Here is a 22,204-nt window from a genome sequence, read left to right as displayed (position 1 = left end):
CAATCAGATGGCGAGTCCACTTTCTTGCGGCTCGCCACAACATCACAGCAAGGGGCTGAAGAGATAGAAGATGTTCTCCATCGCCTTCTTGTACCAGGGGCGGGCCTGCCATTGGACCAGGGTCATCGGGGTGGCTTCCGCCATATAGCCCTGCACCAGTCGGGTCATCTGGGCCACGAACGAGGGGTTATCCACCAGCAGGGTCACCTCGAAGTTGAGCCAGAGGCTGCGCCGATCCAGATTGACCGTCCCCACCAGCGCGAAGTCATCATCCACCAGCACGCTCTTGGTATGGAGCAGACCGGCATCGTAGCGGTAGATCTCCACCCCGGCCGCCAGCAGTTCCTCCATAAAGGCGTTGCAGGCGTAATTGGCCATGATGGAGTCGTTGCGTGCCGGCAACACCAGCTGCACCTGCACCCCGCGCGCCGCCGCCGAACTGAGTGCGGCCGCCAGCGGATCGTCGGGCACAAAGTAAGGGGTCGTCAGCACCAGATGGCTGCGCGCCTGATAGATGGCCAGCAGCAGGCTCTGCTGGATGCAGTCGCCGCCGACGAAGGGGCCGGACGGGATCAGCTGGGCGCGGTAGTTGGTCTGGGGCCAGGCTTCCGGCTCATGCTGCAGACTGTCGAGCAGCCGCTCGCCGGTCTCCATCTCCCAGTCCCAGACAAAGATCGACCACATCAGCGGCACCATGGGCCCCTGCACCCGGATCATGATGTCGACCCACTGGCCGACTCCAGCATCCTGCTTGAAGAAACGGGGATCAACCATGTTCATGGAGCCGGTGTAACCCACCCTGTCATCGATCACCACCAGCTTGCGGTGCATCCGCAGATCCTGACGCTGGAACAGAATGCGCCAGGCGCCGACCGGCAGCACCTCCACCAGCTTGACCCCCGCCTTGCGCAGCTTTTTGGGCCAGTGGGAGCGGAAGAACTGTTTGCTGCCCACCGAATCGAGCAGCAAGCGACAATCCACGCCGCGTTGCGCCACTTCAATCAGCGCCTCGCACACCTCGTCGGCATCGCCGCCCGGATGCCAGATGTAGAACTCCAGATAGCAGGAGAGGGTCGAGCGACGGATATCCTGGGCAATCTCGCGCAAGATCCAGTCCGGCTTGTTGAGCAAGGTCATGCGGTTGCCGGAGAGCATCGGCATGGCGAGCCGTCCCTGGATGAGATCGTGCAGCGGCTGTGCCTTGGCGCCCACTTCGCAGCAGTGTTGCGGGAACAGACGGGCCAGTTGCCGGATCCAGATGGCATAAGGGCGATACATGGCCTGGGCGCGCTCGGCACGGCGGCGCCCCAGCTTTATTTCACCAAACAGCACATAGAAGCCCACCCCGGCAAACGGAATGGCATAGATCAGCGCCAGCCAGGCCAGCGACACCCCGATGGGACGGCGTTTCATCACCACCCGAAACGACACACCGGTGACAATCACGGTATGAAAAAGCAGTAGCAGCCAACCCAGAAAACGGGAAAACAGCAGTTGAAGATCGTGTTCCAGACCGTTAAACAACGGGGACTCCTTCTAATCGACAAACAGCGCGGTGGGCAGACCCCAACCGGCCGGGATGGTATGCTGTAAGGCAAATCCATTCTATCAGGTCGCACGCATGATCCTGCAATCTATGCTGCTCAGCCTGGCCATGCTAGGCCAAGGCTCATATGACATCAATGAGCAACAGATAAACCAGTACCTGCAATCTCAGGTGCAAGTCGACAAACAGCTGGAGCTGCCGGGCATCATCAAGGCCCATGTGACGCTTGAGCAGAGCGATGTCCAGATCGGTCGCCAACGCCCCGATACCGCCCGGGTCTATGGCAAGGGCAAGCTCAAAATCGCCCTGCCAGACAATACCGAATATGACGCCCGCCTGCAGATGACCTATGAGGCGAGGCCCCGCTATGACAAGAGCCAGAGCGCGCTGTTTCTCGATAACATGAAGCTGGTGGAGTACAAGCTGGAGCCGGAGGCGGCCGAGAAGAAGTTCGGGCTGATGCTCAACATGCTGCTGCAGAGCATGGAGAAGCGGCTCGAGACCAAACCGGTCTACAAACTCAATGACAAGGACCCGGATCAGGCCTGGCTGAAGGAGAATCTGCTGGGGCTGGAGCTGTCACCGGGCAAGATCCACCTGCTGACCAAACCGCGCTAAACCGCTCAATTCAGGAGGGGCTGGGTGGTATCCCGTACCAGCAGCTCCACCTGATAACCCTGCTGCTGCTGCCGCTCGTAGAGGGAGAAAAGCGACCCGCTCAATTGATTGAGGGGCATATCGGCAAACCCGGCCTTGAGATAGAAAGGCTTCTCGAAGGGCAGCGCCTGACAGACCACAGGTTTGTCCAACAGACCGTGACAGGCGTGCTGCAGCAGCCGTGACCCCAATCCCAGCGACTGGTAGTGGGGCAACAGGCGAAAGCCGCACAGATGGTAAAACTCCTCCTCGTCCCGCAACCGAACCGCCCCCACCAGCCAGTGAGCATCACGCACGACAAAGATCCGCTCGGCCAGATCCGGCACATAGTGGGAAAACGTCGTCTCGTAATAGTCCCTGATAAGGGAGAGGTCGGCGTCGCAGTACTCTTCGAAAGTGAGTTCCATCGCCAGCTTGCTTGTCACAGACAAATCCTTTGATAATCAGTTATTAGTGCCAGATACGGTGCGCTAATCCGACCACATGACGCCAGCACGATAGCATGCCTTTCGTCAACAAAAAAGCGGACGTCGTGGGCAGCTTGCTTACCCGGTGGAAGAGGCTATTACCCACCGCCTGACTGCCAAAACCGTGCTTTATGATGACAATCCTTTATTGCGGCGGATACTTTGATCCCGGTCACCGAATCGGATCATTTGCCCCCTGTTGGCCGCTTGTTCTGCCCTCGTCATGATGCTTTACTCAACATGGTCATCACAAGAAGGAGTATTAGGGTTGAAAGCATGGATGCTGGCAGGCCATATGTTGTTGATCCCCCTGAGCGGATGGAGCCAGACTCCCCCTCCCGCGGAGGTGATCTTCCTGACCGCCGCGCCCTCCCCCTTGCGTCCGAGCAAAGATGCCACTCCCGCCTCACAACCCGACACCGCTCAAACAGCGGCAGTCGCCACCAACGGCAAGAAGCAGATCCAGGTCTATAAATCGGTGCAACAAAACGGGGTGGTTCGCTACTCCGACATGGCGCCCGAACAGGGCCATTACGAGCTGCTGCTGTTCAACGACTGCTTCGCCTGCGACCCCAAATCCAGCGTCAACTGGCAGACCACAGGGCTGTTTCTCTATGACTATGCCAGCACCATCAAGGCGGCCGCCAAAACCTATCAGGTTGAGCCGGCGCTGATCCGGGCGCTGATCCATGCGGAATCCGCTTTCAATCCGCTTGCGGTCTCCCGCAAGGGGGCGATGGGTCTGACCCAGCTGATGCCCGCCACAGCGCGGGAGTTGGGGGTCGGCAATGCCTTGCTGGCGGAGCAGAATATCTTCGGCGGGGTGAAATACTTGGCGGGACTGCTCAAGCAATATGATGGCAACGTGGCGCTGGCGACCGCGGCCTACAACGCTGGCGCGGGCGCCGTACAAAAACATGGCGGTATCCCGCCCTATGCGGAAACCCGTGCCTATGTGGAGCGTGTCCAGCTCCTCCATCTGCGCTACAAAGAGATGCTGCAGGCCAAAGGGCTCTGAGGTTAGCCTCGGTTAATGCTCTTTCCTCGCCCCTCCAGAAACAAAAAACACGCCCGCAGGCGTGTCGATACCACACTTTGTTTCGCAAATGATTACTTCTGCTCAGTCGCCACCAGGCGATAAGCCAGCGCACCCAGAATGGCACCGACAATCGGGGCAACCCAGAACAGCCACAGCTGGCTGATAGCCCAGTCACCGACAAACAGCGCAACACCGGTACTGCGGGCCGGGTTGACCGAGGTATTGGTCACCGGAATGCTGACGAGGTGGATCAGGGTCAGGCACAGACCGATAGCGATCGGCGCGAAACCGGCAGGCGCACGGCTATCAGTGGCCCCCATGATGACGAACAGGAAGAAACCGGTCATCACCATTTCGCATACGAGTGCGGCAGTCAGGCTATAACCACCCGGAGAGTGCTCACCGTAGCCGTTGGAAGCAAAACCGGCAGAGAGATCAAACCCGGCCTGACCGCTGGCAATCACGTAAAGCACGGCAGCGGCGGCAATGCCACCCAACACTTGCGCCACGATATACGGCAGTACACCGGATGCCGGAAAACGACCACCCGCCCACAAACCGACGGTCACGGCCGGATTGAGGTGGCAACCGGAGATATGGCCGATGGCAAACGCCATGGTCAGCACGGTCAGACCGAAAGCCAGCGAGACCCCCAGCAGACCAATCCCGACGTGAGGGAAGGCAGCAGCCAGCACGGCACTGCCGCACCCGCCCAATACCAGCCAGAAAGTGCCCATAAACTCAGCAGCAACAGGTTTCACATTATTTCTCCCATTTGAGATAACACCGAACAAGACCCGAGAAGGGCCCATGCTTGAACAAGCGCAGCATTATGGGAGTGTGAGTCCAGATTGCGAACCCGGCAGGCAGAGCTCACTGAATGTGATGTTCGTCACAATTAGTTGATTAGATAAGGGATTTATCATTAAGACAGCTGGCTGCACATCTCATGCCCAAGGGCGTCATGCGACAACTTGTGACACCGGTTAGCTCGAGTGCTCATCCCTTGAACGATAAAAACGGAGGCGTGGTCAGTCTCCTGCAGGGGCAAAACGGCTGACAACCTGCCCCTGATGCTCAATCCACTCCATAAACATGGCGACGGGTCGGGCATAGACCTGACCATCCTGCTCGGATTGATAAATTACCAGCTGCTCCTGGGTTTCGGTATGCAGAGCCAAGGCAAGCACTTGATAGTAACCCCCCTTGAAGTGGCGATAGCGGCCTGGAACGGGTGCTTGCATGGGAAAACCTCGCAGAAGTGAACACCGATGAGCGAACCACATAAAGATGACACCATGAGTGCCATTCAACTCATCGAAAAGGGGGACGAAGACGATTTTTTACACAAGCCAATCGTGCCACAGGATCCGGATATTGCAACACAGTCAGGCAGCTTTGTTAATTCGTTCCCCATGTTTCACTAGTTAACCTTGGTTAGCACCAAAGATCGTGCTGAATTTAACGTTCTAGCAACCCTGTTTTAGGGCTAAAAATCAGGGAATTCTTCTAAAAAGAGGATTGTTCTAGCATTCAATTCTGTGAAGAATAGGGGAAAAGAAATTTGATACTAAAAATCGCCTTTTTCGCCAACGCGTCCCTGTGGGGAAGGAATCACTGTCACCATGTTCACAATCGACAAGTCGCACAAGCTCGACGATGTCTGCTATGACATCCGCGGCCCGGTGCATAAAGAGGCTCGCCGTCTCGAAGACGAAGGCCACCGTATTCTCAAGCTCAACATCGGCAACCCGGCCCCGTTCGGCTTTGATGCGCCGGAAGAGATCATCAAGGATGTCATCCTCAACATGCCGCTGAGCCAGGGCTACTGCGACTCCAAGGGGCTCTTCTCTGCCCGTAAAGCGGTGATGCAGTACTACCAGCAAAAAGGGATGCGCAAGGTCGATATCGACGACATCTACATTGGCAATGGCGCCAGCGAGCTGATCGTGATGGCGATGCAGGCGCTGCTCAACAATGGCGACGAGATGTTGGTACCCTCCCCCGACTACCCGCTCTGGACCGCTGCCGTCACCCTCTCCGGTGGCCATGCGGTGCACTATCGCTGCGATGAAGGGGCTGACTGGTATCCGGATCTCGACGACATCCGCGCCCGCATCACCCCGCGTACCCGCGGCCTGGTGCTGATCAACCCCAACAATCCGACCGGCGCCGTCTACGGCAGCGAGTTCCTGCTGGAGGTGATCGAGATCGCCCGCCAGCACAACCTCATCATCTTCGCCGACGAGATCTACGACAAGATCCTCTACGACGATATCTCCCACACCAGCGTCTGCACCCTGTGTGACGATGTGATGGTGGTGACCTTCAACGGCCTCTCCAAAGCCTACCGCGCCTGCGGCTTCCGTCAGGGCTGGATGGTCATCACCGGCCCCAAAGGCCGTGCCCGCGGTTATATCGAAGGACTGGAGATGCTGGCCTCCATGCGGCTGTGCGCCAACGTGCCGATGCAGCACGCCATCCAGACTGCGCTTGGCGGCTACCAGAGCATCAACGAGCTGATCCTGCCGGGCGGTCGCCTGCGCAAGCAGCGGGACAAGGCATGGGAGCTCTTGAACGAGATCCCGGGGGTCTCCTGCGTCAAGCCCAAGGGGGCGCTCTACATGTTCCCGCGCCTGGATCCCAAGGTGTATGACATCCGCGACGACCAGAAGATGGTGTTCGACCTACTGCAGCAGGAGAAGCTGCTGCTGGTGCAGGGCACCGGCTTCAACTGGCCGGCGCCGGATCACTTCCGGCTGGTGTTCCTGCCCCGCGAAGAGGAGCTGGAGGATGCCATCGGCCGCCTCGCCCGCTTCCTCAAGGGCTACAAGCAGTAAGCAAGGCTCATGAAAAAGGCTCCCGCGGGAGCCTTTTTGTTATCTGTCGTTGTATCCGTGCCATCAGCCGTGCAGCAGGGCACCGGCCACCAGCACCGCCATGGTGATGAGGGCTACGCCGATGATAAAGGGCAGCACCCAGCGCACAAAGCGATCGTAGGGGATCTTGGCGAGCGCCAGACCGGCCACCAGATGAGCGGCGGTGGGGGCGAACAGGTTGATCCAGCCGGAGGCGGACTGATAGGCGGTGATCACCAGATCCCGCGAGATGCCGGAGAAGTCCGCCAGCGGCCCCATCAGCGGCATGGAGACGGTCGCCAGCCCCGAGGTGGAGGGGATGAAGAAGCTCAGGATGATGTGCACCAGATAGGCCATCAGGATGAAGACCGACGAGGAGAGTCCGGTCACCAGCCCTTCAGCCCAATGCAAAATGGTGTCGATGATGACGCCCTGCTCCATCACCACATAGATGCCACGCGCCACCGCCACCACCAGTGCCACCCCGATAAGATCCCGAGCGCCGCTGAGGAAAGTCGCCACATAGTTGGACTCCGGCATCCGGTTGATCAGCGCAATCAGGATGGAGGCACTGAAGAAGAGAGTAGAGAGCTCGTCAAACCACCAACCAAAGGTTGGCAGCACGTCGATCCCCAAGTCCGACCAGGGCACCACCGCATAGATCATCAGCAGGAAGGTGCCGAAGAAGACCAGCATGGTGAGCTTCTGCTTGCCGGTGAAGGCGAGGTTGCCGCTCTTCATCTGGGAGAACTCGTCGTCATAGGTGATGTCGGCCAGCACGGAGCGGGACTTGTCCTGCTGCACCTGCTTGGCATAGCGCATCACGAACCAGGAGGCGAAGATCACCAGCAGCAGCCACTGGATGACCCGCAGGCCAATCCCCTCACCAATGGGGATACCGGCAAAACCGGAGGCGATGCCGGTAGCAAACGGGTTGACTGTAGAGGCGAGTACCCCGACCCCGGAGCCAAGCAGGATAATCCCCGCCGCCACCATGCGATCGAAGCCCGCCGCCATCATCACCGGCACAATCAGTGCCCAGAAGGCAACCGTCTCTTCCGCCATGCCGAAGGTGGAGCCGCCGAGGGCAAACAAGGCGATCAACACAGGAATTAGCAGCCGCTCACGCCCGGCAAAGCCACGCACAATGGCCCCTACCCCGGCATCCAGCGCACCGCTTTGCATGGTCACCGCGAGAAAACCACCGATGATGAGCACGAACAGCGCCACATCGGCCGCCTTGTGAAAGCCCTGAATGGGGGCCTTGAGCACCTCGACCCCCCCCTGCGGGTGGGCGGGTAACTCGGTGTAGCTGCCGGGCACCGGCAACAGCCGCTCGTCGCCGCTGTAATCGGCCACGGCCGCTGCCGCAACCGGCTGCTGGGTCTTGGCGGTGACATAGTCATATTTGCCCGCTGGCAGCACCCAGGTGAGGGCGGCCATCAGGGCGATGATGATGAAAAGCAGGGTATAAACTGTGGGGAGTTGGCGCTTCTTGGGCGCCTCGTTTGGAGTGGTCATAGCTTCCGTACCTCGGCAATGCCGTCTGTGATCCGATCAGCGCAAGACTAGCGGGTTTGATATGGGAAAAAGGTGATCGATGATAATAAAATTCCGCAAACTAGCGGAATGTTTGCCAAAAAAACAGGGCCCCGCGGGGCCCCGTTTTCACTTGAGTCAGACTCAGAGCTCGACCACGTCGAATTTCACGTCCGGATTTACATCCGCATCGTAATCGACCTCGTCCAGACCGAAACCAAACAGGCGCAGGAACTCCTGCTTGTAGCCGGTGTAATCGGTCAATTCGGAGAGATTCTCGCTGGTGATAGATGGCCACAGGTCGCGGCAGGTCTGCTGCACATCTTCGCGCAGTTCCCAGTCATCCATGCGGATGCGAGCCTGCTCGTCCAGCGCCATGTCGGACGCGTAGAGACGGGTGCGCATCATGCGATCCACCTGCTCCATACAGCCCTCGTGAATGCCCTTCTCCTTCATGATCTTGAAGGCCATGGAGATATAGAGCGGCATCACCGGAATGGCAGAGGAGGCTTGAGTCACCACGGATTTCAGCACAGCCACGTGAGCGGTGCCGCCCTTGGCAGCCAGATCGCCACGGATGGCTGCAGCGGCGCGATCCAGGTCTTCCTTGGCGCGGCCCAGAGTGCCATGCCAGTAGATTGGCCAGGTCAGATCGGTACCGATGTAGGAGTAGGCCACGGACTTGGCGCCGTCAGCCAGCACGCCGGCATCACGCAGGGCAGCCATCCACAGCTCCCAATCCTGACCGCCCATCACTGTGATGGTGTTCTGGATCTCTTCCTCGTTCGCCGGCTCGACGGTGGCGGTGATGATCTGGTCCTTGTTGGTATCGATGGCGGTGGTGGTGTAGACCTCACCGATCGGTTTGAGGGCAGAGCGCACCACTTCGCCGGTTTCCGGCATCTTGCGCACCGGAGAGGCCAGGGAGTAGACAACCAGATCAATCTGACCCAGATCCTGCTTGATAAGCTCGATCACCTTGGCGCGGCACTCGTTGGAGAAGGCATCGCCGTTGACGCTCTTGGCGTAGAGGCCCGCCTCTTTGGCGGCCTTGTCGAAGGCGGCAGAGTTGTACCAGCCAGCGGTACCGGTCTTGGACTCGGTGCCCGCTTTTTCAAAGAAGACGCCGAGGGTGGCGGCGCCGCTACCGAAGGCAGCCGCAATCCGGGAGGCCAGGCCATAACCGGTAGAAGCGCCGATCACCAGCACCTTCTTGGGACCATTCTCGATGGTGCCCTTGGCCTTGGTATAAGCGATCTGGCGACGAACATTGGCTTCACAACCGACCGGATGAGTGGTGGTGCAGATAAAGCCGCGAACCTTGGGTTTGATGATCATATGGGGTCTCGGATCCGTTTAATGGATGAAATCGGGGCATAAGATACCTCATCTTGCCGCGATAAGGTGCTCTGATGTGTTGAACTGCGGCAAAAATGGCCATTCAGGGTGACGGCTGCCGTCAAAAATGCACAATTTTTCAGAAAGCCTCACTTCATCAGTCCGGTAATTAATCTCCCCATATCTATGGAAACCGATGACATGTTTCAACGCAGGTGCAGTACGACCAACATGATACAAAAAGGCCCCGAACTCTCGGGGCCAGGGGGTAATGTCATCGAACTATATCAAGCGGCATGTGAGCGCCATTTAAAATGATTAATCTGTGTTCTCATTGACTTGGCCATCTCATCAAGACGCTGACACTTGGCCGAGACATGGGCTGCCGAATCCGAGGTATGTACTGCGATATCGGCAATATTGACCATGCTGCGCGTCATCTCTTCGGTGACTTTGCTTTGCTCTTCGGCTGCAGCAGCGACCTGCACATTGAGATTATTCAGATCATCCACCGCACTCACAATTTCTTCCAAAGAGACGCCACAGGTCAGCATCAGGGTATTCGTCTTCTCCACTTCAGATAATCCGATATTCATACTATCAACAGCCATAGTTGCATTCTGTTGCAGGCGATTGACGGTGTTCTGGATTTCTCCGGTAGAGTTTTGGGTGCGCTGAGCAAGTACCCGGACTTCATCAGCCACAACAGCGAAGCCACGCCCCTGCTCACCAGCTCTGGCGGCTTCAATTGCCGCATTCAGTGCCAGTAAATTGGTTTGTTCGGCAATCGAGCGAATAACCCCCATCACCTGGGTAATGTTATTGCTTTCGATAGCCAGGTTTTGCAGCACAGTGGATGTATTTTGCAATTGACCAGAGAGCAGAGCCATATTCCCAATGGTCTCCTTGACAACCGCTTGCCCCTCTTCTGCCTTGTTTTCAGCCTGACGGGCGGCAATTGCAGCACTATTTGTATTCTGGGCGATTTCGTTAACCGTTGCGCTCATCTCATTCATCGCCGCAGCGCTCTGATCTGTCTCCAAACGCTGCTGGGCCATTTGCTCTGCACTGGTTAGCCCCAGCTCGTTCAGTGCATCGGCGCCTGTCGATAACTGTTCGGCCACGTCATCCATTTCGCCAATCAATCTGCGGAAATGGCTAACCATATCATTCAGCGCCCGTGCGACTTGCCCCAATTCATCTTCCCGAATGACGGGGACGGTGACGGTCAAATCCTGCTCATGCTGCAATTTGTAAAGTGCTCTGCGCAAAGCGGTGAGCGGTTGACTGATCCCGCGAAAAATCCAGATCCCCAGCACGGATAAAGCGAACAGGGCAATCCCGGTGATGGAGAGGAAGGCAAATGAAAAATCAACGGCCAGACTTTCCAGGGTACCAACATGCTCATCTGCAAATCTTAGCTGGAGTTCAACCAGCTTGCCCAGCTCCTCATTAAAAGGATCAACCGTGCTGTATAACTGATGAATTGCCTTATCAAGAGGAGCTTTTAATGAAAGATCACTCTTAATACCATCCAGTGTAATGTCGGCTTTGTTCATCAATACCTGGGCAGACTCCGCAATCGCCCGCTCTTCCGCAGACATCTTCTGGGCCATGTAACGCTTCCATTCCGTTGCTGCTTTTAACTGCGCTTCAGTAACGGAACGTTTTGCTTCTTCACGGGTGATTAATCCAACATGCGCTTTATTGATCGCATCAACGACACTGACCGCATACAAGTCTGAAATCAGCTTCAGTTCGGATAACTGCTGCACCTCCTCTTCATTCACCTGATGGGCAGCCTGATTCATCAGGCGCATCCCCCAAAGGGAGAGTGTGCACAGCAAAATCATACAAAACAGCGGTACCACAACCAGCATCAACAATTTGCTACGAACCGAGATCCCTTTCATGGTGTCGTCCTCATACTCAGGCCACTGGTCGTTTAATATGCAATTGATACACCAAGCATCACGCGACCACTCATTTCAATACAATCACCCGCTTACCTCATTAAAAAGCGCGGTCTGTGCACCATAGTGCAATGCAAGTTGCAACCTGTTCGCAAAACCAGACCTTAAACACATCACCGCAGGAGAAGGGCTAATGCCCTTATTGATAATGCGCTTTTTGAGTCTATTCATCATTTCGTTGATGTCTAATCTTCGCAAAGCAAAATCCGTAGCGTGTTGCAGCCTGCATCGTCCATGCACTGATGGCGGCAACGTCCACGAAACTAGCAGGCAATGCGGGTGATGTGGCCATCCTGCAGCTTATAGAAGGCATCTTGCGGCAACTCCTGTGACCAGGTCGCCTCATAGTCGAGATCGGCATAGACACCACGCAGCATGGCACCGAGCAGACCGTGGGAGATAACGATGGCCCGCTCGGCGATGGCGGGATCCTGCAACCACTGGTGTGCCCGGCGCTGAATGCTCTCGAAGCTCTCGGCCCCCGGTGCCTGCAGATACCAGTCCCCTTTGCCGGTATCGAGCTCGAGGTGGGCAAGACGCAGCGCCGGGATCTGGCAGCTCTCCCACTCCCCCATCCCCAGCTCCATCAATCGATCGTCCCAGACGATGCGACCAGCTGACAGCCCCAACTGCTCGCACACCAGCAGCGCAGTCTGACGGGCACGGCCAAGCGGGCTGGCATAGACGATCCAGCGGGCAGGATCCGCCAGTTCGGCGGCAAGGCGCCGCCCCATGGCGATGGCTTGCGCCTCGCCCTTGTCGGTCAGCTCGGAGTTGCAACGCCCCTGCAGACGCTGCTCGGCATTGAAGCGGGTCTGGCCGTGGCGCAGCAGATAGATGAGTCGAGACATGATTTCTCCAGCACGTTCAAAGAGATAGAAAAATAAAGGGGGAAGATGATAGCAGATGAGCCCGAAGGATGGCCCAAACAGAGAAGCTAAAACGGGCGTAAAAAACGGGTCAAGGCTGACCCGTTTGCTGCCAATTTGGCCAGAGTGTGTCGGCTCAGCCCTTCTTGATCTCCCGCAGATAGCGGTAGATGGAGTGGACCGAGATCCCGAGCTGGCGCGCCGCAATCTGGGCACTGTCTTTTAACTCGAAGATCCCCATATCGTGCAGCTGGTTGACGATGACCCGTGTCTTCTGGGACGGGGGCACCGCCTCGTTGCCGCGCACCTCGGCACTGACGGTGTCGATGGTGCTGTTAAGCGCTTCGTCGATGTTGCGGGCGAACACCTCCGGGGTGGCATGGCTCTCGTGGGGATGCATGCACTCCGGCATCATGGTGCGCAGCACGGATTGCAGCGGAGCATCCATGTCGCTGTTGATGCAGAGCAACCCGATGGCCCTATGCTCCCCGTTGCGGATCACGGTAGTAATGGAGCGCAGCGTCTTGCCGGTGGCACACTTGGTCATGTAGGGGCTGGAGATATCCTGCCCGCTCTTGAGCTTCATCATCGCCAGGTTGGTGATGGGGGCGCCGACACTGCGGCCGGTGATATGGCCGTTGGCAATCTTGACGATCGAGGGATTGCGCGCATCCAGACTGTGGAGCAGCACTTCGGTGTGCTGACCATACATGGCGGCGATGCCATCCACTATGTTCTCCATCGACTTGAGGATCTCATAATCGCTCGGACTCAACTCTTGCAGCTTCACAATGGGACCTTCTTGCAAGGGTTGCTGCCGGACAATGGGCGCCGGGCAGCAACCGACAGGGACATCAGGCGGACATGATATCAATAATGGTGCTGTCTGTGGCAGACATGCCCTCCTTCACCATCTGGCCGACGTTGCGGATGGTCTGATCCACGTCGCCTGCGACGATCCCCTGCCCCGACACCGAGTGGCTGTTGAGGGCCATCAGGAAGCCGCGCACCGCCGCACCGGAGGAGGTACTCACCTTCATGGCGCAGGAGGCTTTCGCCCCGTCGCACACCATACCGGCACTGTCGCTCAGCACGTTCTGGATGGCGAAGCAGGATTGCTCGAAGCTGCCGCCCGCCAAATAAACCATGGCCATGGAGGCGGCCGCGCTGGTCACGGTATTGCCACAGAAGGCCGACAGCGGCGGATAGTGGGACTTGATATAGATGGCGCCCAGATGGCTCATGATGAGGGCGCGAGCCAGCTGCTCTTCGCTGGCTGCAAAGCGCTCGGCAATCACCATCACCGGAATGGTGGCGGCAATGCCCTGGTTGCCGCTGCCGAAGTTGCTCATGGCTGGCAGGGTCGCGCCCCCCATGCGGGCATCGGAGGCGGCCGCCGTCATCATCACGATGCGGTTCATCACATCCTCGCCGATAAGACCGGCATTGATGTTCTGCTGCATGGTACGGCCAATCTCCAGGCCATAGGGGTTGTTCATCCCCTCGGCAGAGAGCTTGCCGTTAAGCTCGGAAGCTTTGAGGATGAACCTGATCTGCTCGAACTCCACCTGGGTGGCGAACTCGTAGATGGCGGCGATGTTGATATCGACCCCGTCGCAGATGGCACCGGTGGCACCGCCCTGGCTCTGATCAGCAGTGAAGGTCACCTCGCCATCGCGGCGCTGCTCGACGATGCGGGTATGACCGCCGCAGAGGGTCACTTCGGCGCTATGCTCTTCACCCTTGTCATCAGTGCCATAAACGGTCACGCGGCAGAAGATAAACTCGGGGGCGGCGGTGCGGCTCACCTGCACCTTGCCGGCATCGATCAGCTGCTGGGCACGATCCACCTGTTCTGGCTGGATCGCGGCCAGCACCTCCAGCCCGGCATCGGCGTTGCCGCCGATGGCACCGGCCGCGGCCGCAATGGCCAGACCGATCTTGCCGGTGCCCGGCACGTAGACACCCATCGAGTTTTTATAGAGGTTGTCCGACACCGCGACCTCGAGGCGACCGGGCTCACAGCCCAGTTGCCGGGTGGCGACAGCCGCGGCATAGGCGGCGGCGATTGGCTCGGTACAACCCAGCGCTGGTTTGACAACCTGTTGAATAATCTGCAGATACTGCTGCCACGCTTGTTTCATCACTTGAACCTTTTTATCAGCATTAACGAGCGATATGGGCGATCGCTTCCACTTCAACCTTGACGCCCATCGGCAGATCCTTCACTGCGAAGCAGCTGCGCGCCGGACAATCTTTCTGGAAATAGGCTTTATAGACCTCGTTGAACGCGGCAAAATCGCTGATCTCGGCGAGGTAACAGGTGGTTTTGAGCACGGTATCCAGCGAGCCGCCAGCGGCTTCCAGCACGGATTTCAGGTTTTCCAGTGACTGGCGGGTCTGGGCGGCAATCCCCCCTTCCACCACACCCCCCTGCTGCTTGCAGACCGGCAACTGACCGGAGGTAAAGATAAGGTCGCCATAGGCAGTGCCGTGGCTGTAGGGACCGATAGCGTCAGGTGCCGCTGCTGCTGTGATGATGCGTTTCATATAGCCACTCCTGTTTGTGCAATTTTTTTTGCAATCATGAATCTCATTCTGTTCAACATTATTTGCTTTTTATTTTATCCATTCAACAAAAAGATACAAAAATGGCGTTTAAAGGCACCTTTCGGCCTCAATGTAAACCGTGATCACCATCCTGATTTGAACAAAAGTACTCTTATGGGCATTGTTTATGACAGTTTCATTCAACTATATTTGCGCCGCTTTCCCACATCCCTACAAAAAAGAAGGTTTTAATGGACGCGCATAGCACTACACTCGCCAGCCCCGTGATGGGCACGCTGGAATGGAAAGAAGCGGTTCGCTTCGACAGCACCGACTGGGGCTGGATCATCATGAGCATCGGCATGGCCATCGGCGCAGGGATCGTCTTCCTGCCGGTACAGGTGGGTCTGATGGGCTTGTGGGTCTTTCTGCTCTCGGCGGTGATCGGCTACCCCGCCATGTACATGTTCCAACGCCTCTTTATCAACACCCTGGCCACCTCGCCGGAGTGCAAGGATTACCCCAGCGTCATCACCGGCTACCTCGGCAAGAACTGGGGTGTACTGCTCGGCGCCCTCTACTTCGTGATGCTGGTGATCTGGGTCTTCGTCTACTCCACCGCCATCACCAATGACAGCGCCTCCTTCCTGCAGAGCTTCGGCGTCACCGACGGCCTGCTCTCGGAAAATCCCCTCTACGGTCTGGTGCTGATCTGTGGCTTGGTGGCACTGGCCTCGCGCGGCGAAAACCTGCTGTTCAAGATCTCCACCTTTATGGTGCTGACCAAGATCAGCGTTGTTGCGGTGTTGGGCCTGATGATGGTGGACAAGTGGGATGCGGCCAACATCACCGCCATGCCCGCCGCCGGTGACTGGATGAAGGATGCCATCATCATGCTGCCCTTTACCCTCACCTCTATCCTCTTTATCCAGAGCCTGAGCCCCATGGTGATCTCCTACCGCTCGCGGGAAAAGTCGCTGGAAGTGGCCCGCTTCAAGGCGATGCGCGCCATGAATATCGCCTTCGGCATCCTGTTCGTGGTGGTGTTCTTCTACGCGGTCTCCTTCACCCTGGCCATGGGCCACGATCAGGCGGTCAAAGCCTCTGAAGAGAACATCTCCGCGCTGGCGATGGTAGCCCAGGGGATGCCCGGCCAGACCCTCAAGCTCCTGAGCCTCACCCTCAACATCTTCGCGGTAATGACCGCCTACTTCGGCGTTTACCTCGGTTTCCGTGAAGCCTGTCAGGGGCTGGCGATGAACCTGCTGCGCCGGGTGCTGCCGGAAAACCGCATCAACAAAGGATTGGTAGGCAAAGGGATCATGGTGTTTACCGTCATGCTCTCCTGGGGTGCCATCGTGCTCAACGCACCGGTACTGAGCTTCACCTCTATCTGCAGCCCCATCTTCGGCATGGTGGGTTGCCTCATCCCGGCTTATCTGGTCTATCAGGTACCGGCGCTGCACAAGTACAAGGGCACCTCCCTCTACATCATCATCGTCACCGGCCTGCTGCTCTGTGTCTCGCCCTTCCTGGCGTTCAACTGATCGGTTTCCCCTTATCGACCGCGGGTCACCTTCGGGTGGCCCGTTTTCTATTGGCTCGGCTGACGGCGCCCCCGCCCGGAAGTAAAAAGCCAAGGGGATCACAACTTGCAACCGGCCATCACCCAAGGGAGGCCGCTCGGAGTACTATTCAGGCAACACGACTCACGCCCGCACTCAGGTATCGAGGCTTAACATGAAATGGATTTTCAACCCCGCCATCCGGCTGGGCAATCAGCTCTCCTTCAAATACAAATTCCTGCTCTGGTCCTGTCTGATGCTGCTGCCACTGGCCTACAGCATGACCAATCTGCTGGGGCGGCTGCAGGATGACAACGTCCAGGCCAACCGCGAGCTGGCGGGAGTGGTCAATCTCGCCCCCGTGCCCGCTATCGAGCAGGCCCTGATCACCCATCGCAATCTGGTGACCCGTCACGCCCATGAGGTGGATCCGGTCGGTGATGATCAGGTCAAGGCAGCCGCACAAGCCGTTGATCAGAGCCTGCAAACCTTTGCCGACACCCGCCAGAACACCCCCTCCTTTGAGGTGATCCAGCAGGGCTGGGCCGCCCTGCAGAGAGAAGCGGGCAAGCTGGAAGTGGAGCAGAGCAACCTGCGCCACGACAAGCTGTTGACCGAGGTGCGCCACCTCTACAAGCACATTACCGCCAGTAGCAGCCTGATCCAGGATCCGGCGCTCGGTACCTACTACATGGTGATCCTCGCCAGTGAGCGGTTGCCGCAACTGCGCGACTTGCTGGCCCAAGTGCGGGATCGCGCCGCCACCATCGCCGATTTCGGCCTGTTTCAGGCCGAGGGCTACAGCGGCCTGCGTTTTCGTCTAGACCTTATCAGCGCCACCCTGCAGGAGCTGGAGGCCGATCTGACCCTGCTCTACCAGATTGAACCGACCTACCGCGCCGAGCTGGGTCAGCAGACCGATGCTCTGATACAGCTGGTGCGTCAGGGGGTCGAGACCATGGAAAACAAGATGATGAAAGATCAGCTGGTGCAGCTCTCCACCAAGGAGGTGCAGGCACTGGGGGATAAGATGGACGAGGCTATCACCGCGCTGGCAGGCCAGGTACGCCAGCGGCTGGAGGCCGACCTGCATCAGCGGCTGACCGCCAACCAACGCCACTTCTGGTGGGTCACCGCGCCGCTGACCGCCAGCTTGCTGCTCTACCTCTACCTGATGATCGGCGCCTATCTATCCCTGCGCGACACCGTGGGTCGGGTGCGCGATATCGCCGCCCGGGTCAACGCCCAGGATCTCAGCCAGCATATCGAGATCGTTGGTCAGGACGAGCTGGCCGCCATCAGCCGGGATTACAACGTGACCCTGGAGACCCTGCGTACCCTGATGCTGCGAGTGCGTGAAAATGGCGTCACAGTAGTGGAGAGCGCCACCGAGATCGAAGCGCGCACCTGCCGCTCGCAGGAGGTCATTGCCGATCAGCAAGGGGAGACCCATCAGGTCGCCACCGCCATCAAGGAGCTGGCTGCCACCTCACAAGACATGGCGGGCAACGCCCTGCAAGCGGCCCGCATGACCCAGGAGGCGCAGAACGTGGTCGGTCAGGGCGAGGATGTGGTGGAGCGCACCATCAAGGCCATCGATCATATCAACCGCGAGGTGCTGCGCACCGCCGACACCATAGGCCAGCTGGAACAGCAGTGCAGCCAGATTGGCGGCGTCATCAGCGTGATCCGCAGCATCGCCGAGCAGACCAACCTGCTGGCCCTCAACGCTGCCATCGAAGCGGCCCGGGCCGGTGAGCAGGGTCGCGGCTTTGCGGTGGTGGCCGACGAGGTGCGGTCTCTTGCCAACCGCACCCAGGGGGCTACCGTCGAGATCCAGCAGATGATTGAACAGCTGCAATCCGGTGCCCGCGCCTCGGTCACCGCCATGTCAGCGGCCAGCCATGAAGCACAGGAGGGGGTCGGGCTGGCGCAGGAGGCAAAACAGGCTTTCGGCGCCATCACCGAGAAGGTGGATCGGATGGTCGATACCAACGCCATTATCGCCAGCGCCATCGAGCAGCAGGGCGCCGTGGTCAACGAGATCGAACGCAACGTGGTGCGCATCTCGGATGGCAGCGACGAGGCGCTGCAAGTGGCCAACGCCGCCCGCGATGCCGCCCGCCAGATCCACCAGCTCACCGAACAGCTGCGCGCCATGGTACAGAGCTTCGTGCTGTAACAGAGCGCTGACAAGCCGGGCTCAACGTGAGCCCGGCATTATCCCGGTCTCGCCCCTGCCCACAACGTCTCAGTTGCACGGATCATCCAGAAAATCTCTGCGCCCCACTTGCCGGGCAAACGCCAACAAAGTAGTCTCGAACGAAAACAAAATGCGGCATTCCCGACACGCACTCTCGATGATGTCGAGGGAAACCAAGCCACCTGCGAGCCACAGATTAAAACCAGCGTCACGTCATCTATCACACGCTTCAAGCGAGAATTTACCCATGGCCAGATACCAGTTTTTTACCATTCCGGCATCCAATCGGCAGCAATACACCTTTATCGACATGGCATCTCCGACTTTTCTGAGTGAAAAGGCGGCACTGCTGACCCAAGGATTCGAGGTGGAGGAGGACTTTATTGACGCGACCAGTCCACGGGAGGCCGTCGAGAAGTACCAATCCAATTTTCTCTATGTGGCGGATGAGATAGGCAAGTCCGATAGCAGCTACGCCGCGGCCGTCGCCATGCTGGAGATTGGCAAGGGGTTATTGGGCAATAAAAACCGCTGAGATAAGGTACAGCGGTGAAGAGTGGTGGCCATCGTGGCAACGCGCCCGATGACCATATGGCAAGACATCAATTCGGTAAGTCAGAAGCGCCCCAGCTGCTGGAGCATCTCGATCAGCTCCTCTTCGCTGCTCGGTTCATAGGCCAGCTGAAGGCTCGGCGCAGCGCCCCCCATCAGCATGTAGACGTTGGTGCTGCAGTGGTCGTAGTGATACCACTTACCGTCGATACAGACGTCGGTATAGCATCTCGGGTCCCTTTTCAGTTCCATATGCACATCCTTTTGTTACATCCTATCAACATCACTCCTGACCGTAAGACAACCCGCTGAGACCTATCTTGATACAGATCAAGATGTGCAACGGCTGTGCTCCTGAGGGCGCAATTCCTGCTGTTTTCCACCCGGATGGCGTTGTGTAGCGCAAGTCCCCCCTTTCTTCTCTTCCCTGACTTGAGCCTGACTACACTTCGCCCTGTCGACCCACACCACCATCTGGAGTCATACCGATGAAACCGAGGCTTCCCACCCCCACGATTTTCTCGCTCTTGCTCTGTGGCGCACTGCTTGTGCAGCCTGCTCTTGTGCAGTCGGCCAAGGCCGCCATCGACCCCAAGCCTGCCAGCGAATTTACCATCAAGGCAAACCAGCAGGTGCTCAATACCCTGCCCTTCAATGACAAACAGGATTTCGAGGATGCCCAGCGTGGCTTTATCGCCAAACCGGAGACCCTGACCATCAAGGATGACAAGGGCAACGTGGTGTGGGATCTGGAGCAGTACAAGACCTACATCGGCCTCGACAAGGCCGCGCCGGACAGCGTCAACCCCAGCCTGTGGCGCAACGCCCAGCTCAACATGCAGTACGGCTTGTTCAAGGTCACCGACAAGATTTACCAAATTCGCGGCTTTGATCTCTCCAACATCACCTTTATCGAAGGCAACAAGGGCTGGGTGGTGTTCGATCCGCTGATCTCCCCGCAAACCGCCAAGGCGGCGCTGGCCTTCATCAACAAGACCCAAGGGGAGCGCCCGGTCACCGCGGTGGTCTACAGCCACTCCCACGTGGATCACTACGGCGGTGCCGCCGGTCTGTTCAACTCACTGGACGAGGTGAAAAAGAACGGCGTCGAGATCATCGCGCCGGAAGGATTTACCGAACACGCGGTGTCGGAGAACGTCATCGCCGGCAATGCCATGGCCCGCCGCGCCGTCTACATGTACGGCGCCCTGCTGCCGCGTAACCCGCAGGGGGGCGTCAATGGCGGTCTGGGGCAAACCACTTCCACCGGCGTGCCCTCGCTGCTGCTGCCAACCCGCTTTATCACCAAAACCGGTGAGACACTGACGGTCGATGGCGTCAAGATGGTCTTCCAGATGACCCCGGGCACCGAAGCCCCGGCCGAGATGAACACCTGGTTCCCGGACAGCAAAGCATTGTGGATGGCCGAAAACACCACCAACACCATGCACAACATCCTCACCCTGCGCGGCGCCCAGGTGCGCGATGCGCTGAAGTGGGCCAGCTTTCTCAACGAGACCATCGAAACCTGGGGAGATCAGGCCGAGGTCAAGTTCCAGAGCCACCACTGGCCACGCTGGGGCAATGCCAATATCGTCGACTACTTCAAAAAGCAGCGGGACCTCTACAAATACATCCACGACCAGTCGGTGCGCCTGATGAACATGGGTTATACCGGCGAGGAGATCTCCGAGCAGATCACCCTCCCCCCCGAGCTCAACGACTTCTGGCCGAACCGCGGTTATTACGGCACCCTGCGCCACAACAGCCGAGCCATCTATCAGCGCTATATGGGCTGGTACTCCGGCAACCCCTCCGATCTCGACAACCTGCCCCCAGAAATGGTCGGCCCCAAATATATCGAGTTCATGGGGGGCGAGCAGGAGGTACTGAAAAAAGCCAAGGCCTCGTTCGACAAGGGGGAATATCGCTGGGTAGCAGAAGTGCTCAAACATCTGGTGTTTGCCAACCCGAACAACACAGAGGGCAAGCTGCTGCTGGCAGATGCACTGGAGCAGCTGGGCTATCAGGCTGAATCCGGCCCGTGGCGCTCCGTCTATCTGCAAGGCGCCTATGAGCTGCGCAATGGCGTTCCTAATATTGGCGGAACAGTCACCGCCTCGCCGGACACCATCCGGGCCATGAGCCCCAGCATGCTGTTTGACTATCTCTCGGTGCGCATTAATCCCGAGAAAGCGGCGGGCAAGAAGATGGTCATCAACATGGCGTTCACCGACATCGGGGAGAAACATACCCTGAGTCTGGAGAACTCGGTGCTCAACCACACAACCCGCTATGCCGCCAAGCCTGATGTGACCATTACCCTGAGCAAGAAGACGCTGGATGATATCCAGCTCGGTCAGGGCACCATGGAGCAGAAGATCGCCAACGGCGAGATCAAGATCGAGGGTGATCAGCAGACGTTCAGTGACTTCATCAGCCTGCTCGACAAGTTCAACTTCTGGTTCAACATAGTGACGCCATGATGCAACGCACCTTGCGCGCATGCATGGTCCTCCTCTGCCTCATCCCCGGGATAGGACAGAGCTGTGGTTATGATGCCCTTTATCCCAATCCGTTCGAACAGAGCTGGCCCGGCACGGTCAATATTGCCATGGCGACGGCGACTGCGGTAAGCCGTGAGCAGTTGCCCCCCTTGGCAGCCCTGACAGGCGAAGCCGGCTTCTCCCGTAGCCAGGCATGGCTCCAAACCCTCAAAAGTCGACTCCAGCAGGCAGGGGTAGGCGGCGGGATCTCCATCCTGCTTATCGACTCAGGACTCTGGTCCAGAGTACGAGGCAAGGAGTCCCTACTGCTCCAGCTGCACACCAACGGCCCAAACCCAAAAGACCGGGTGATGGTGCTGAGTGAAGCCGCCATCAACGCCATGTTGAATGGGTCGCTCACCATCGAGCAGGGACTGCAATTGGGTATTGTGGAGCTGCAAAGAGACGACAATCTGCAGCTGCAGCGGGATCTGCACAAGGCGCTGAGCTCGCAGACCTGACCACCACAGGAGAAACAGATAGGACAAAGGGAGGCAAATGC

The 22,204-nt window shown here is 58.1% G+C and carries 20 protein-coding genes; 8 read left to right on the top strand and 12 right to left on the bottom strand.

Features of this window, described 5'->3' with window-relative positions; all coding sequences use genetic code 11:
- Window positions 1–42 precede the first annotated feature (42 nt).
- The gene (gene cls / locus AB5Z09_RS16960) at window positions 43–1,524 is read right to left on the bottom strand and encodes a cardiolipin synthase (RefSeq protein WP_368195793.1); all 1,482 of its coding nucleotides are present in this window, start codon (window positions 1,522–1,524) and stop codon (window positions 43–45) included.
- 97 nt (window positions 1,525–1,621) lie between these two features.
- On the opposite strand from cls, the gene AB5Z09_RS16955 reads away from it, so the two are divergent.
- Window positions 1,622–2,164, top strand: coding sequence for a DUF1439 domain-containing protein (locus AB5Z09_RS16955; protein WP_005353308.1), 543 nt, complete (start codon window positions 1,622–1,624; stop codon window positions 2,162–2,164).
- Between the two features lie 5 nt (window positions 2,165–2,169).
- On the opposite strand, the gene AB5Z09_RS16950 is transcribed toward AB5Z09_RS16955, so the two are convergent.
- Window positions 2,170–2,610 (bottom strand): GNAT family N-acetyltransferase, encoded by a 441-nt coding sequence (locus AB5Z09_RS16950; RefSeq protein WP_041980377.1) that lies wholly within the window; start codon window positions 2,608–2,610, stop codon window positions 2,170–2,172.
- A 340-nt stretch (window positions 2,611–2,950) separates the two neighbouring features.
- On the opposite strand from AB5Z09_RS16950, the gene AB5Z09_RS16945 reads away from it, so the two are divergent.
- Window positions 2,951–3,688 carry a lytic transglycosylase domain-containing protein gene (locus tag AB5Z09_RS16945; RefSeq protein WP_058055841.1) on the top strand — a complete coding sequence of 246 codons (738 nt, stop codon included), beginning with the start codon at window positions 2,951–2,953 and terminating at the stop codon, window positions 3,686–3,688.
- Window positions 3,689–3,780: 92 nt separating this feature from the next.
- Here AB5Z09_RS16945 and aqpZ read toward each other — a convergent pair whose 3' ends face one another.
- Window positions 3,781–4,470 (bottom strand): aquaporin Z, encoded by a 690-nt coding sequence (aqpZ, locus tag AB5Z09_RS16940; protein ID WP_005334357.1) that lies wholly within the window; start codon window positions 4,468–4,470, stop codon window positions 3,781–3,783.
- Window positions 4,471–4,740: 270 nt separating this feature from the next.
- Window positions 4,741–4,953, bottom strand: a complete 213-nt coding sequence (locus tag AB5Z09_RS16935; protein ID WP_005334366.1) for a DUF1653 domain-containing protein — start codon at window positions 4,951–4,953, stop codon at window positions 4,741–4,743.
- A gap of 381 nt (window positions 4,954–5,334) precedes the next feature.
- On the opposite strand from AB5Z09_RS16935, the gene AB5Z09_RS16930 reads away from it, so the two are divergent.
- Window positions 5,335–6,549, top strand: a complete 1,215-nt coding sequence (locus AB5Z09_RS16930) for a pyridoxal phosphate-dependent aminotransferase (RefSeq protein WP_005334367.1) — start codon at window positions 5,335–5,337, stop codon at window positions 6,547–6,549.
- A 63-nt stretch (window positions 6,550–6,612) separates the two neighbouring features.
- On the opposite strand, the gene AB5Z09_RS16925 is transcribed toward AB5Z09_RS16930, so the two are convergent.
- The 7 genes from AB5Z09_RS16925 to AB5Z09_RS16895 form a co-directional block, all read right to left on the bottom strand.
- Complete coding sequence (locus tag AB5Z09_RS16925; protein ID WP_368195792.1) at window positions 6,613–8,088, bottom strand: YfcC family protein; 1,476 nt, start codon at window positions 8,086–8,088, stop codon at window positions 6,613–6,615.
- A 162-nt stretch (window positions 8,089–8,250) separates the two neighbouring features.
- Complete coding sequence (gene fabV / locus AB5Z09_RS16920; RefSeq protein WP_005353312.1) at window positions 8,251–9,444, bottom strand: enoyl-ACP reductase FabV; 1,194 nt, start codon at window positions 9,442–9,444, stop codon at window positions 8,251–8,253.
- 287 nt (window positions 9,445–9,731) lie between these two features.
- On the bottom strand, window positions 9,732–11,357 hold the full coding sequence (locus tag AB5Z09_RS16915) for a methyl-accepting chemotaxis protein (RefSeq protein ID WP_021229324.1): 1,626 nt from the start codon (window positions 11,355–11,357) through the stop codon (window positions 9,732–9,734).
- Between the two features lie 323 nt (window positions 11,358–11,680).
- Entirely contained in the window at window positions 11,681–12,268 is a 588-nt protein-coding gene (locus AB5Z09_RS16910) for a histidine phosphatase family protein (protein WP_368195791.1), read from the bottom strand.
- 154 nt (window positions 12,269–12,422) lie between these two features.
- Window positions 12,423–13,076, bottom strand: coding sequence for a transcriptional regulator (locus AB5Z09_RS16905; RefSeq protein ID WP_368195790.1), 654 nt, complete (start codon window positions 13,074–13,076; stop codon window positions 12,423–12,425).
- Window positions 13,077–13,140: 64 nt separating this feature from the next.
- Complete coding sequence (locus AB5Z09_RS16900) at window positions 13,141–14,430, bottom strand: serine dehydratase subunit alpha family protein (RefSeq protein WP_368195789.1); 1,290 nt, start codon at window positions 14,428–14,430, stop codon at window positions 13,141–13,143.
- Between the two features lie 22 nt (window positions 14,431–14,452).
- Window positions 14,453–14,836 (bottom strand): Rid family detoxifying hydrolase, encoded by a 384-nt coding sequence (locus AB5Z09_RS16895; RefSeq protein WP_005344164.1) that lies wholly within the window; start codon window positions 14,834–14,836, stop codon window positions 14,453–14,455.
- Window positions 14,837–15,087: 251 nt separating this feature from the next.
- Here AB5Z09_RS16895 and AB5Z09_RS16890 point away from each other — a divergent pair, with 251 nt between their 5' ends.
- The 3 genes from AB5Z09_RS16890 (at window position 15,088) to AB5Z09_RS16880 (ending at window position 19,139) form a co-directional block, all read left to right on the top strand.
- Window positions 15,088–16,383 (top strand): amino acid permease, encoded by a 1,296-nt coding sequence (locus AB5Z09_RS16890; RefSeq protein WP_021229327.1) that lies wholly within the window; start codon window positions 15,088–15,090, stop codon window positions 16,381–16,383.
- A 193-nt stretch (window positions 16,384–16,576) separates the two neighbouring features.
- Window positions 16,577–18,583, top strand: coding sequence for a methyl-accepting chemotaxis protein (locus tag AB5Z09_RS16885; RefSeq protein ID WP_368195788.1), 2,007 nt, complete (start codon window positions 16,577–16,579; stop codon window positions 18,581–18,583).
- A 268-nt stretch (window positions 18,584–18,851) separates the two neighbouring features.
- Window positions 18,852–19,139, top strand: coding sequence for a hypothetical protein (locus tag AB5Z09_RS16880; RefSeq protein WP_108613157.1), 288 nt, complete (start codon window positions 18,852–18,854; stop codon window positions 19,137–19,139).
- A gap of 80 nt (window positions 19,140–19,219) precedes the next feature.
- On the opposite strand, the gene AB5Z09_RS16875 is transcribed toward AB5Z09_RS16880, so the two are convergent.
- Entirely contained in the window at window positions 19,220–19,408 is a 189-nt protein-coding gene (locus AB5Z09_RS16875) for a hypothetical protein (RefSeq protein WP_005334402.1), read from the bottom strand.
- Between the two features lie 236 nt (window positions 19,409–19,644).
- Here AB5Z09_RS16875 and AB5Z09_RS16870 point away from each other — a divergent pair, with 236 nt between their 5' ends.
- Both AB5Z09_RS16870 and AB5Z09_RS16865 read left to right on the top strand, forming a co-directional pair.
- Entirely contained in the window at window positions 19,645–21,642 is a 1,998-nt protein-coding gene (locus AB5Z09_RS16870) for an alkyl/aryl-sulfatase (protein ID WP_368195787.1), read from the top strand.
- Window positions 21,639–22,163 (top strand): hypothetical protein, encoded by a 525-nt coding sequence (locus tag AB5Z09_RS16865; RefSeq protein WP_368195786.1) that lies wholly within the window; start codon window positions 21,639–21,641, stop codon window positions 22,161–22,163. Before AB5Z09_RS16870 ends, AB5Z09_RS16865 begins: the two co-directional genes overlap by 4 nt.
- Window positions 22,164–22,204 lie beyond the last annotated feature (41 nt).

It is taken from the genome of Aeromonas sp. R2-2 (genome assembly GCF_040908355.1).
In the GTDB taxonomy this organism is placed as follows: domain Bacteria; phylum Pseudomonadota; class Gammaproteobacteria; order Enterobacterales; family Aeromonadaceae; genus Aeromonas; species Aeromonas veronii.
Note: the sequence above shows the minus strand (reverse complement) of the source record. Positions and strands in the feature narration are given on the sequence as shown.